This window comes from Janthinobacterium sp. ROICE36 (genome assembly GCF_002869965.1).
Taxonomy (GTDB): domain Bacteria; phylum Pseudomonadota; class Gammaproteobacteria; order Burkholderiales; family Burkholderiaceae_D; genus Janthinobacterium.
Map to the genome: position 1 here is coordinate 14,193 of NZ_PEBS01000072.1, position 12,849 is coordinate 27,041.

Here is a 12,849-nt window from a genome sequence, read left to right on the forward strand (position 1 = left end):
CGTCGTCATCTTGCGCAGTGAAATAATGAAATTGTTTACAGGATCAACTCGTCAAGATTGGACGTGTCGACCAGCGCCGGAGCCAGCAGCCCCGTGGCCTGGCGCTGAGCCAACTCGGCGTCCAGGTACGCCGCACAGGCGCGGATGGTTGGCGTGGAGAAAAGCAACGTCAATGGCAGGCCTACGCCGAACTCCGAGCGCACGCGCGTCGTCAGCTTGCTGGCCATGAGGGAATGACCGCCCAGTTCGAAGAAACTGTCAGTCACACCCAGATCGGCCAGGCCCAGCAGTTCACCCCACATCTGCGCCAACCGCTTCTCGAGGGCGGTGCCAGGCTGTTCCCGGGCGCTGCCCACGTGCGGGCGTGGCAGGCGTTTGCGGTCAACTTTTCCATTCGGATTTAAAGGGAATAGGTCGAGGCGCTGGATGATCGACGGACGCATATAGTCCGGCAAACGCTGTGCTAGCCGGGCACGAATCGGCGTGGTCAGCACATCGCCTCCCGCGGCGCGCGCAGTGAAATACAGCACTAGCGTCACCTCTCCCGAGTCGAGCTCCGCCACGTGGGCGACGGCCTGTAAGACCCCGTCCACGCTGGTAGCGACAGTTTCAATTTCTCCCAGCTCGATCCTGGCGCCGCGCAAGCTCACCTGATGGTCCACCCGGCCCAGAAATTCGTAATCCCCACTCGCCAACAGGCGCACCCGGTCGCCAGTGCGATACAGGCGTGCACCGCCCGCTACGTCAGCTGCCGAAAAACGCTCGGCCGTCATTGCCGGCTGGTTCAGATACCCCGCTGCAACAGTCACGCCGCCGATATGCAGTTCACCCGGCACCCCCGGTGGTTGCTGCTGTCCATGCCGGTTGAGCACGTAGAAATCGATGCCTGCATAAGGTTTGCCGATCGCATAATTGACGTTCAGCAGCTGATCAGGATCGTGGCTGGCGCACACAATGGTCGATTCCGTCATTCCGTATAACGCCAGCACCCGCAACGCCGGGCGCCAACGGCGCAATTGCGCAAGCAGGCTTGCCGGGACCGACTCTCCGCCGACGAGCAGAAGGCGCAAATTCCGATAGCGCACCTGGTCCTGCGCCGCGACCGTCTCGAGCCATTGCCGCATCAGGCTGGGCACTGCATGCAACACCGTAACGTCTACGGTTACCGCCACAAGCTGTTGGATGTCGACGACCTGCGACCTGGACACGATCTGCACCGTGCCTCCAGAGACGAGGGGCAGCAACATCTCCAGCAGAGAGACGCCGAACGCCTGCGAACCGATGGTAGGTATCACGTCTCCCGGCCGGAATGCCATCGCGGCGGCATTCGCGCGCAGCGAGTGAAACAAGTTTGCGTGCGTGACCAGCACGCCCTTCGGTTTACCTGTCGAACCGGAGGTATAGATGACATAGGCGCCGGCCTGCGCTGCGGTGGCAACTTGCGCCAGAGGCAATTCCTCGGCCTGAACCAAAGTGTCGAGCGCCACGATATCAAGCGTATCGGGCAAACCGTTCGGCAGTGGTCCGGCTCCGCACACCAGCAGCGCGATGTTGGCATCGCCGGCCATCATACCCAGCCGTTCAGGCGGGTAATGCGGGTCGAGCGGAAGATAGACCGCTCCGCTCTTATAAATAGCCAGCATTGCCACGACCAGATCGCACGATTTTTCCATGCACACCCCGACTGCCTGGCCGACACGCACGCCGCGCTGCAACAGTCCAGAGGCAACGCGGCTAGCACGCTGCTCGAGTTCGACGTAATTCAGACTGCCATGCACATCGCGTACGGCCGAATGTTGCGGGGTACGGCCAGCTTGTTCGGCGACCAGCTGGTGCACGCAGACCGGCACCTCGGCCACGGCGGCGGTGCGCGGCGCGAGCGGCACGGCCGGCGTTGCCAGCGGCAGGCTACCGATCGCTACCTCGGGCGCAGCCATGCACGCAGCGAGCAAGCGGGAAAAGTCGGCGGCCATGCGATCCACGGTTGCGGCCTCGAACAGGTTGGTGTTGTATTCCCAGTGAAGAGCGTAGCCATCCGTCCCGGGGTGGACATGCAAGGCTAGGTCGAATTTCGCCACCGCTTGGCGCTGGCTGAGCTCCTGTACCCTTACGCCGTCCAGCAACAGCGGCCCGGTCGGACGATCCTGCATCACCAGCATCAGCTGTACCAGCGGACCGTAGCCGGCGCTGCGCGCCGGCTCGAGCAGGTCAACCAAGGCATCGAACGGAAATTGCTGGTGGCGAAACGCTGCTTCGCTTAACGCAGCCGCTTTACGCACCAGGCCTGCAAAGCCGAGGGCGTCGCCAACTTCCAGCCTTAGCACCACCGTGTTGACGAACAGTCCTACCGTGTCGAGGAAGGCCAGCGGATGACGGTTGGCGGCCGCAGTTCCAAACACGATATCGGTCTCGCCGCTGTAGCGTGCCAGCAGTGCCGCGTAGGCGCTCTGGAACACTACGAACGCGCTGGTACCGGCCTCGCGGCCAAAGCGGCCCAGTGCGTCCGACAGCGCGGCGCCCAATGGGCGTACGATGGTGGCGCCATCCACGCCCAGAACCTGCGGCCGTACGAAATCGGTTGGCAAGCTGTGCAGCTCAGGCGCGCCCGCCAGCGTGTCGCGCCAATAGTCGGCGGCCTTGGTATAGTCCGAGCCGCCCAGCCACTGCGCCTGCCATTGTGCATAGTCGGCATACTGCAGACCGGGCTCAGCCGGCACGCACGGCGGAAGCATCCCGACGCGTGCGGCGCTGTACGCGGCGCCAAGGTCGGCAAGAATGCGCTGCGCACTCCAGCCGTCGGCGCAGATATGGTGCACGTTCAGCGACAACACATGTCGCTCTGGTTCGAGCGCGATCAGGCGCACCCGCAGCGGACCCTCGCGTCCCAGGTCGAAGCGGTATGCCGCATCATCGGCCAGCGCTGCCGCCAGGCGGGCATCGCCGGCGCTGGCGCCATCGAGGTCAAGCACTTCCAGGTCGCATTGCGCCAATGCCGTGACGTGTTGGACGTGGCTGCCGCCTTCCTGTAAATAGGTCGTGCGCAGGATATCGTGGCTGGCGAGCAGGCTGCAGAATGCAAGGCGCAGCGCGGTACGATCGATGGGACCGTGGAGCTCGAAGGCGGCCGGCATATTGTAGTAGCTGCGGTCTCCCGCCAGCTCTTCCATGAACAGCATGCGCTGCTGGGCCAGCGTGGCAGGAGCACGGTAGCCGGGTACATGATTGAAAGCGGCCCGGGGCACCGCGACGCAGCGCTCAAGCCTGTGCAGCAGCGCGATCAGCTCGCTCTTGTGTTGCTTGACCAGCGCCAGCGTGTCGGCATCAATCCCTTCCGGGCCTGCGCTGACCAGCAGTTCGTCGTGGTCTACGTCCAGGGTCAGCCCTCGCTGATACAGGGTGGAGAGAACTTGTTGGATGCTCATACCCGGACCACCGCTGCCGCCGGTACGGCCATCAGTTGGCTTTTTCTAGTACTGTGCGCGTCGACCAGGTCAAGCCACCCTGCCAGACCGGTAATCGTTGGCGTGTCGAAAAATTGACCGATATCGAGCTCGGTGCTGCGATGCCGGCCAAGCGCCGCCGCAATCTCCGCTGCCGCAAGAGAGTCACCGCCGAGATCGAAAAAGTTCTCGTCGGTACCAATCTGCGCCCGGCCCAACACCCGGCACCAGATCGGTGCCAACATGTGCTCGGTAGCTGTCGCCGGCGCCGCGCAATGCGGCGCCGCCGTCGCGGAACTGGCCAGCACTTCCAGCGTACCGTCGAGCAGCATCGCACGCGCCTGCCGGCGCTGGATTTTGCCGCTCGAGGTGACCGGCACCTTGTAGGGCTTGACCAGGACGATGCGATCCGCATTAATTTCGTGGTCGCGCAGCACTTGCTGGCGCACGGCAGCCACGACATGGTCGACGTCGAGCGAACGAAAATGCTCGCGTTCCACTTCCGCCACCACGACTAGGCGCTCCACCAGGTCCTCTTCCACCGCGAAGGCCGCCACGTGGCCGGGGCGAATCGCCCGATGTGCTGCAGTGGCAGACAGTTCAATATCCTGAGGATAGTAGTTGCGTCCGTTGAGGATGACCAGATCCTTGATGCGGCCTGTCACATAAAGCTCGCCGTCCACCATGACGCCCAGATCGCCGGTCCGCAAATAAGCGGCTGGCAAATCGCTGTTGCAAATCGACTGGCCGAACGCCTCGGCGGTCTGCGCCCCCAGCCCCCAGTACCCTGGCGAAACGCTAGGACCGGCAAACCAGATCTCGCCCACTTGGCCGTCTGCCAGCTCGCGGCGCGACTCCGGATCGACGACGCGGAGATCATGTGGTGCACTCGCAGCGCCGCAGGCGACGATCCGGGTGGCCAACGCGTCACCGACATCGACCGGTGTCACCCGACGCGCCGCCAGTTCTTGGCGATCGACAACGAGGGAAATCGGTGCGGCCGAAGCGTTACCGCCACTGATGAATACCGTTGCTTCGGCCATGCCATAGCTTGGATAAAACGTCTGCGGGCGGAATCCGCAAGCGCCGAAGCGGGTACCGAACGCATCGAGGGTGGCTGCGCGCACCGGCTCGGCGGCGTTGTAGGCCACGCGCCACGAGGACAGATCCAGTTTTGTCAGACTGGCGTCGGCAATTTTGTCCACGCACAGCGCATAGGCGAAATTAGGCGCTCCGCACATGCTGCCGCGATAACGCGTGATGGCCTGCAGCCATAACAGGGGATCACGCACGAATGTCGCTGGCGCCATGAGCGTCGAGCTGGCCCCCAGACTCACCGGCCATAGCACCGCCGTCACCAGGCCAAGATCGTGAAATAGCGGCAGCCAGTTGACGAACACGTCCCCTGCATGACCGCCCGACATCAACGACAGGTGCCGCATATTGGCCATGATATTGGCGTGCGTGATGATCACGCCTTTCGGCGCCCCGGTGGATCCCGACGTGTATTGCAGGAAGGCCGGCACGGCGGGATCTATCGCCGGTGGCACGAACGGGCGCGCATCGGTGACATCCAGCGTGTCGGTGACATGGAAGGCGAGCGCCATGCCTGGTTCTGCCTGCTCGTTCCATGCCGCCTGCACTGCCGCCAGCTCCGATTCCGTCGTCAGCGCCAGCACCGACTGGCAGCTGCGGGCGACCTTGGTGAGTCGGTCTGATTTACTGTTGCGGCGCGGCGGATAGAGCGGAACCGCAACCATTCCAGCCAGCATACAGCCATAGAAAGCCTTGATGTACTCCAGACCAGGAGGATAGAACAACATGATGCGGCTACCGGGCGATGCGACCGTGCCCAGGAAGTTCGCAACGACGCCGGCTTCCTGCCACAGCTGGTGGTAATTGAGCTCCTGCGGTGCGCTTGCCAGGTCGTTCAGGAAACGAAAGGCAATTGCGTCGGGGCGCGCTTGTGCATGCTCGCGCATGCATTCGACTATAGTTGGGCGCATCGATGATCCTTGTATCAGCAAGCGTTGCTCTCTTCGAGCTGCTCGAAGAGTTTCTGGATATTGACGGTCTCAAAGCCGTCTTCGGCCTCGACGCGCTGAATGAATTCGAACATCATTCCGCAGTTGCTGTCGCGCCGGGTGAAGATCTGGACCAGGTTGCTGCCACGGATCACTTCGGTGGCAAACTTCAAGCCGGACTTGCGCAGGGTCATTTCGACCGAGGCCACATCCTCGACCTCGATGGCCACGTGCTGGACGCCGGGTCCAAATTCGGCGATATATCGACTGACCTGGGATTGCGGGTCCGTACCCTGGACCAGTACGATCGAAAAACCGCCGGCCTTGAGTTCGGCGGAGATCATGCCGGAAAACGCCCCTTTTACTTCGCGCCGCGCCACCAGTTCAAAACCGAGAATTTCCTGGTACAAAAACAAGGCCTCGTCCAGATCGCGTACCGCAATGGCGATGTGGTCAATCCGCGCGCTATTTCGCAAGTATGATTTCATGTGAATTCCTCAGATTGAATTGGCGGGCACCGGCGGCTTGGCCGAATGTAGAAGCCGAGCGGGCAGCGACGCTTGGCAGTTCGTCGCCAATGCGGCGCCAGCGGTAGGTCCACGAGATGGTGAAATAATCGCGATTGACGACCTGGAAACGTTCGCCGTACACGCTGGCGTCGTACTTCACTTGGTAGTTTTGACCGTCCTTGTGCATGAAGCGCAGCCGGCGGATATGGGAAAAGGCCGACGTGGAAAGATGGTCGAAGCTGTTGAGGCAATCCTCGTAACGACTCAGTTCGCGGCCATTGAGATCGGTGCATTCGAAGCTGACCACATCGCCATTGGTGTCGAAGAACCAGTGCCCCCCAACGCTACCGCTGACGGTTTTATCCTTATGCAAGGTCATGTGGATATCGGTCAAACCATCCGAGCTGGTGAAGACATAACTGCCGGGAACACTGGCCTCCGTCACTGCGACGGGCGCGTCCTTGACCATGTCGTGCACCACATAACGCATGCCGACATTCGGATCGGGGATCGAATACAGGACCTGGTAGCCACCGTTGACAGCTTTGATGAAGCGCGCGGTAACTTCAATGCCGAAGCCAAAATCGTAGACCAGGGTGCCGTCGGCACGCCGCGACCAGGTGAACTGGCGCTCTTCCGAGTACTTGCCCTTAATCAGATCATGGTGGCTGATGGTGCCGTGGTTCCCATCGCTGAACTCGATGGTATTGGCGCCACCGCCGGACACCCAATCAGGATTAAAGTCCAACAGGACGAACGAATAGTATTTTTCCCCCGCGTTGATGACTGGACCCGGAATGAACTTATCGATCAGGCCGAAAGCCTCGGTGCGCAGTTGCGGGCGTTCATACGCTTCCAGTTGGTCAACGTCGGCCGCTTTGACGTCGGCAGGTAATTGCGCCTTGCGGCGGATTTCATATTCCAGCAGGTAACCATCGCCTGCGGCCGAAATCTGGACATTGTCATACCACATCTTGACCGGCAATCTGAGCGACTTCCCGCCCACGCTGAAGGTCCGGGTGCCCGCCACTGCGGTCGCTTCGCCGGCTGCGATGCTGACATGGTGTTTCTTGCCGTCTGTGAAGGTACCCGACAGTATGACCGGCTCGGTAAGTTCCGACAGCACCAGCGAGATCGTGCTGCCCTCGATCATGCCGGGCGTTGTCAGGTCGAAGGTATCCGACCGCTTGAGGAAGAACTCCCCCTTGGGCCGTGCTGACAGCTCGATTTCCTTGCGGGTATATTTTGCCGTGGTATCAGCATCGACGACGCCGTCGTTGTTGCTATCGGAGCGCAGGCGCCATTCAGCATTCGCCGCCGGGCCGTACGCTTTGATGATCGTGGTGCCTGTTACGGCGCACAGGTTGAGCGGGCGCGAATCGCATGCCAGCCCGACGGTGTTGATCTTGATTGCACCATCGCTGGTCAGCTCCCAGAAAAAGCGTGAAACCAGTGAGCCAGCCTTGTATGTGCGGCCGGTCTTGACCGGATCGTAAGGGAATTCGGTCGGGGCCTTATAGAACGCATACGATTCGCTCGCAGGGTCCTGGGCCTCCCAATAGCCTGCCACCTCCATGTCGAAGGGAATTACCACCGGCGCCAGCACCACTGGCGGAGGAGTTGAGGAGGAAGCGGCACTGTCGCCTCCGCCTCCACACGCGGTTAATATAGCCAGCATGAATATGGTCATGCCTAGATTAAAGCGGTTCATTCGTATTTTCCTGTACGAGAGTTGTCGATGAGGTGAATTCCGTGCCACATGACCGGGCACGCCGGATTACGCGCAAGCAATCGGCGATGGCGAAACCGGCCGCTGATACGGCGCCATACCCAAGCGATTGCGATGCTTGCATTAGACCTGTTTCGGCGCACGGTGATAACTGTCAGAAATGACAGTCTGACCAAGTTGCCGCTAAATCAAGCGCCCTGGGAAGCACTGATTAACTCATCGGACGCCGTTCCCTGCTGCGTCCAGACCGGAAACAGTAACGGCATCGCCACTGCCTCCATCGACCATCTAGGAAGGATTTCCGACCTTGAATACGCCACCAGGAAGAAGCTGACGCAATGCGGCCGCCTCTTCTTGGGCGGGATCGACAGCGCGGCCAGCCGCGCGCATTTCGCGCGCACAGAATTATCCCAGCGACAAGGTGGTCAGCTATGTCCAAACGCGTGCGATCACGTTGATGATGACTATAGTGGATCCCGAATCTGAGACGATGGTTTATATGGCAGCGGGAGCATGGTGGTGTTTCTGCGCGCGGCGGGCCACGTGGTCAACCGCAAGCGCGTGCAGCGCCTGATGCGCGGCATGGGGCTGGCGGGTATGGTGCCGGGGCCGAATACGGGCCGGGCGCATCCACAGCACAAGGTTTATCCGTATCTTTTGCGCGGTGTGCCCGTAACGCGGCCCAACCAGGCGTGGTCGACCGATATCACCTACATCCGGCTGGCGTGGGGCTTCGCGTATCTAGTGGTGATCATCGACTGGTACAGCCGCAAGGTGCTGTCCTGGCGCATCAGCAACAGCATGGACGCCTCGTTCTGCGTGGACTGTCTGAAGGATGCCTTACGCCACCATGGCAAGCCGGAGGTGTTCAACAGCGACCAGGGTTCGCAGTTCACCAGCACGGCCTTCACCGACGTGCTCAAACGCGAAGGCGTGACCATCAGCATGGACGGGCGCGGCCGGGCGCTGGACAACATCTTCGTCGAGCGCCTGTGGCGCAACGTGAAGTACGAGGATGTGTACCTGAAGGGGTACGCCAACATGGCAGAATTGATGGTGGGCCTGGCGCAGTACTTCGCGTTCTATAACGCCGAGCTACCGCACCAGTCGCTGGGCTACCAGACGCCCGACCAAGTCTACCGCGATGGGGTTGGCGGCGGTGCACTGATCGTCGGCCGGTTCGGTGACGACGAGAAGAAGTCAAAGGGAAGGAGCAATACGGGTCAGCGCCGCGCAGCTGAAACAGTGGAAACGGGCACAGCTTAAATTAGTCGGCAAAGTGCCTTGACTGATGGATCCACTTTGGACCGATATCCAACTCATCCGTGACGCCCGCTTTGACTGCTATAGCATTAGCGAGATGAGCTACGCCCATGACCTGGTCACCAGCGTGCCCGATAGCGCATTCACCGTGTTTGATCGGAGATTCCTCTCGGCGCAGCGACTGTCCAGTCGTAAGCGTAAAGCCAGCGCCGTCTTGAGCCAAACGTTGATTTGTTAGATGATGGCATCACACCGCTGGGAAGCGGCGTATTGTTTAAGCCGAAGGGAGCTGCGCGGTGCAGTTCCAGGGCAAGAAGTCGTCGACCCGGTTGACCGGGTGATCGGCTATATGGGGTAGTACATGGCGCAGCCAGGCTTCGGGGTCAACACCGTTGAGCTTGGCCGTGCCGATCAGCGAGTAGATAGCGGCAGCGCGCTCGCCACCGCTGTCGGCGCCCGCAAACAGGTAGTTGCGCAGGCCGATGGCAACGCCACGCAGCGCCCGCTCGGCAGCCGAGTTGTCGATCTCGATGATACCGTTGTCGCAGTAGCGCAGCAGCGCCGGCCACAGGTTGAGTGCGTACTGGATCGCGGCTGCCGTGTCCGACTTGCGCGACAGTTCTTCAAGCGTGGCGCGTAGTCAGTTGCCGAAGTCGTCGAGCAATGGCCGTGATCGTTGCTGGCGCACCTGCTGTCGTTCATGCGGCGGTTTGCCGCGTATCTCGGCCTCGATCACATACAGCTCGGCGATCCGGCGCAGGGCCTCATTCGTTATGACTGATGGTCTGGCTGCATGCAGGTCGTGGAACTTGCGGCGCGCATGCGCCCAGCAGGCCGCTTCTTGTATAGCACCGTCGACGTAGAGAGCATTGAAACCTGCATACGCATCGGCCTGTAACACGCCCTTGAAGTTGGCCAGGTGGGTTTGCGGGTGGATGCCCTTGCGGTCGGGAGTATAGGCGAACCAGACCGCTGCTGGCGTGGTGTCGCCGGAGGCGCTATCGTCACGCACGTAAGTCCACAGCCGTGCTGTTTTGGTTTTACCATTGCCCGGCGCCAGTACCGGAATCGGCGTGTCATCGGCATGTAATTTGTGACCGGCCAGCACATGGCGCCGGATCACATCGACCAGCGGGCGCAGCAGCGCGCTGGCCGCGCCGACCCAGTTCGCCAGCAGCGCACGTTCCAGTTCAACGCCTTCGCGGGCATAGATGACCGACTGCCGGTACAGTGGCAGATGGTCGGCGAACTTGGCCACCAGGATATGGGCCAGCAGCCCAGGCCCGGCGATGCCGCGCGCGATCGGTCGGCTTGGCGCCGGCGCCTGCACGATGGTGTCGCAGCACTTGCAGGCCAGTTTCGGACGTACATGGCGTATCACTCGGAAGCTGCCTGGTATCCACTCCAATTGCTCGGCGACGTCCTCGCCCAACTGGCGCAGTGCGCCATCGCATGCTGGACAGACTTCGGCCTGTGGCTTGTACACGCATTCGTCGCGCGGCAGGTGCTCCGGCAGCGGTTTGCGCGCCGACTTGGTGCGCGGTGCCGTGTCTGCCGGCGGCCGCTCGCGCTCGGCCTCACCCTCGGTCGCTTGCAGGTCTTCCAGTTGCAGTTCCAGCTGTTCGATCTGGTGGTCCAGCTTCTCGGATTTGCGGCCGAACTGCATGCGACGCAGCTTGGCAATCATCAGCTTCAAGTGCTCGATCTCGACCTCGGTCGTGGTCAGCTGGACGCGCAGTCCTGACACCAGCTCGTCGTGCGCCGCGATGACGATGTCGCGCTCACGCAGTGTCTGCTCGGCCGCCAACAGCAACGCCTTCAGGGCATCGATGTCGTTGGGCAGGTCGGTGTGATTGAGCATGGACTAAGTTTACGCGAGGGCGCCGACGTTTACAAGGCCGATAATGGTTGCCAGGTGCGCTCTGGCCGCCGCCAGTCGATGCCTTCCAAAAGCATCGACAGCTGTGCCTGAGATAGCGATACCGTGCCGTTGGTCGCCTGCGACCAGACGAAGCGGCCGCGTTCAAGCCGCTTGGCTAGCAAACACAGCCCATCGCCGCTCCACCACAGCACTTTGATCATGTCGCCGCGCCGCCCACGGAACACAAACACATGACCGCTGAACGGATCTTCGTCCAGAGCCGTTTGCACTCTGGCCGCCAGACCGTTGAAACCAGAGCGCATGTCGGTCACACCGGCTGCGATCCAGATGCGTGTGCCCGCCGGCAAGCCAATCATGACCGTAGGCTTTGCAAGACGAGCTAGAGCAGTGCGGCATCAATGCCGGCATGCAGACGCACGACGGCATCGCCAATGATGATCTCGATCATGCTGCCTGGCTCAACTGGGGGAAGTGATGGCGACCGTGTCATAGCTGGCTTGACCAGCACGGGCAGCAGCGCCGAAGCGGCTAGCTCGAACAAACCGGCACGCAACTCGCGACGCCACTTGAACAGCATATTGGTGTTGATATCGTTCTGCTGTGCTAGCTTGGACACCGAGATACCAGATGCACAAGCCTCGATGGCGAGACGCCGTTTGAAGTCAGCCGGATAGTTGGGGCGGCCGGCACGGTTGCCAGCCTTTTTATCTGTATCCAAAGTAGTTCCCATCAAAAAAGTGACGGGAACTACTGTGGGGTATGTGGACTTTTAAAGGTAGACGGTGATGGGAAGACGCTTACGTCCAGTCTGACCACGGGCGATAACAATCGTCACTTCCTCATTCCGGCGAAAACCAACATCCTGTGGACCATCGTAAAAGCAACGACGAGAGCGTACTGGTGGCAATGGCGATCCCGGCGCAGGCCAGAAAGGCTGATCTCAATTTATCCAAGACGTGGCGCGCTCGGACGGTGAAAGTGGACGACGGTGCAGGCGGCAAGAAATGGCCAAGGCAGCGCTGGCAGGCCAAATGCGACCCCACGTCGACCAGCTTCCTGTTGGCTTTGACTACCATCTAGAACGAATTGATGACGATCGGACGGGAGCCATCCTGACCAGACTTAAACGCTTACGCGCCAGACCAGCTCCCAATCTGAAAGCGCAACAGCCCGGACGAAAATTCGACCGTGTCGTTAAAGCAGGGGCACAACGATATCCAGAAAAAAACTAACCAAGAAAGCTTAGCTTAGCGGCGTTACAGTCTGACCAGCTTTTTCGACAGCAATGATGGCTGGAAGCGGTGGTACGCGCCCATGACAAGCAAACGCCGCCGTGGCGGGAAGGAGAGTAAGCGGCGGGAGAAAGGCGGTTTACAGTAGGCGAAGCATGGCAGCCTTGACAACGCCAGCGGTCTTGTTGACGGCGCCAAGCTTGGCAAGGGCATTGGTAATGTGAAAATTGACCGTGCGTTCGCTGATACTCATGATCTGCCCCACCTCGCCCGATGTCTTACCGTCGCCAGCCCAGCGCAGCACTTCGATCTCGCGTGCGGTCAACATGATCTCGTTTTCTACTGCGGGGTACGGGTATAACAGTCGCACGGCATTTTCGTGAACCGCCTGCAGCAGCCACGACAGGCGGATTGCGGTATTGCCCATTTCACTGCTGGACACCTGGTCACTGGAGCGTGCCAGGGTGAGCATCCCGACGGCACCACGCGCATTGAAGGCGGATTGAGCCACCCCCGCATGCAGGCCATGCCCGCGCGCATCCTGCCACAGAATATCAGACGCACTGAACAGTTGGTCAGACCAAGCCAAGGGAGTAGTCGAGCGCATCGCGTGCGACACGGTGGGATCAACCGTTAAATAATTGTAACTGTTCAGCCGGGGGCTGGCTGAATCGGGTTTCCAGCGAAGGCGCGTTGCAAGACGGCGAGCATGCCATGGCCTTGTTTCCGTAGCGTGTCGAGGCAGGAGCGAATAACGCAGAAGTTTTGCG

8 protein-coding genes and 2 pseudogenes are annotated in these 12,849 nt (G+C 60.9%); 2 read left to right on the plus strand and 8 right to left on the minus strand.

The window, feature by feature from the left end; translation table 11 throughout:
- Nucleotides 1-35 precede the first annotated feature (35 nt).
- From CSZ94_RS22475 to CSZ94_RS22490, 4 genes are read right to left on the minus strand one after another with little or no spacing between them, the layout of a single operon-like run.
- Complete coding sequence (locus CSZ94_RS22475; protein ID WP_102123560.1) at nt 36-3,422, minus strand: non-ribosomal peptide synthetase; 3,387 nt, start codon at nt 3,420-3,422, stop codon at nt 36-38.
- Nucleotides 3,419-5,422 carry an AMP-binding protein gene (locus CSZ94_RS22480; protein ID WP_180977583.1) on the minus strand — a complete coding sequence of 668 codons (2,004 nt, stop codon included), beginning with the start codon at nt 5,420-5,422 and terminating at the stop codon, nt 3,419-3,421. The genes CSZ94_RS22475 and CSZ94_RS22480 overlap by 4 nt, the downstream gene beginning before the upstream one ends.
- 38 nt (nt 5,423-5,460) lie before the next feature.
- Nucleotides 5,461-5,952, minus strand: a complete 492-nt coding sequence (locus CSZ94_RS22485) for a VOC family protein (protein ID WP_102123562.1) — start codon at nt 5,950-5,952, stop codon at nt 5,461-5,463.
- The gene (locus CSZ94_RS22490; protein WP_146009876.1) at nt 5,930-7,684 is read right to left on the minus strand and encodes a hypothetical protein; all 1,755 of its coding nucleotides are present in this window, start codon (nt 7,682-7,684) and stop codon (nt 5,930-5,932) included. Before CSZ94_RS22490 ends, CSZ94_RS22485 begins: the two co-directional genes overlap by 23 nt.
- Before the next feature lie 516 nt (nt 7,685-8,200).
- On the opposite strand from CSZ94_RS22490, the pseudogene CSZ94_RS22495 reads away from it, so the two are divergent.
- A pseudogene (locus CSZ94_RS22495) lies at nt 8,201-8,968 on the plus strand (IS3 family transposase); the annotation flags it as partial.
- 271 nt (nt 8,969-9,239) lie between these two features.
- On the opposite strand, the pseudogene tnpC reads toward CSZ94_RS22495, so the two are convergent.
- The 3 genes and pseudogenes from tnpC to tnpA all read right to left on the minus strand — a co-directional run bounded on the left by tnpC (nt 9,240) and on the right by tnpA (nt 11,565).
- A pseudogene (gene tnpC, locus CSZ94_RS22505) lies at nt 9,240-10,826 on the minus strand (IS66 family transposase).
- 29 nt (nt 10,827-10,855) lie between these two features.
- Nucleotides 10,856-11,203, minus strand: coding sequence for an IS66 family insertion sequence element accessory protein TnpB (tnpB, locus tag CSZ94_RS22510; RefSeq protein ID WP_102123565.1), 348 nt, complete (start codon nt 11,201-11,203; stop codon nt 10,856-10,858).
- 23 nt (nt 11,204-11,226) lie between these two features.
- Complete coding sequence (tnpA, locus tag CSZ94_RS22515; protein WP_258001149.1) at nt 11,227-11,565, minus strand: IS66-like element accessory protein TnpA; 339 nt, start codon at nt 11,563-11,565, stop codon at nt 11,227-11,229.
- 146 nt (nt 11,566-11,711) lie between these two features.
- Here tnpA and CSZ94_RS27735 point away from each other — a divergent pair, with 146 nt between their 5' ends.
- Complete coding sequence (locus CSZ94_RS27735; protein WP_146009877.1) at nt 11,712-11,927, plus strand: hypothetical protein; 216 nt, start codon at nt 11,712-11,714, stop codon at nt 11,925-11,927.
- Nucleotides 11,928-12,218: 291 nt separating this feature from the next.
- On the opposite strand, the gene CSZ94_RS22520 is transcribed toward CSZ94_RS27735, so the two are convergent.
- Nucleotides 12,219-12,849 (minus strand): autoinducer binding domain-containing protein (locus tag CSZ94_RS22520; RefSeq protein WP_146009878.1); only part of this gene is annotated, 631 nt, incomplete at its 5' end.

Excerpts from the sequence above, each read along its gene's own strand:
- CSZ94_RS22485 (WP_102123562.1), bottom strand. The coding sequence starts at position 5,952 with ATGAAATCATACTTGCGAAATAGCGCGCGGATTGACCACATCGCCATT.
- CSZ94_RS22475 (WP_102123560.1), bottom strand. The coding sequence starts at position 3,422 with ATGAGCATCCAACAAGTTCTCTCCACCCTGTATCAGCGAGGGCTGACC.
- CSZ94_RS22480 (WP_180977583.1), bottom strand. The coding sequence starts at position 5,422 with ATGCGCGAGCATGCACAAGCGCGCCCCGACGCAATTGCCTTTCGTTTC.
- CSZ94_RS22490 (WP_146009876.1), bottom strand. The coding sequence starts at position 7,684 with ATGAACCGCTTTAATCTAGGCATGACCATATTCATGCTGGCTATATTA.
- tnpB (WP_102123565.1), bottom strand. The coding sequence starts at position 11,203 with ATGATTGGCTTGCCGGCGGGCACACGCATCTGGATCGCAGCCGGTGTG.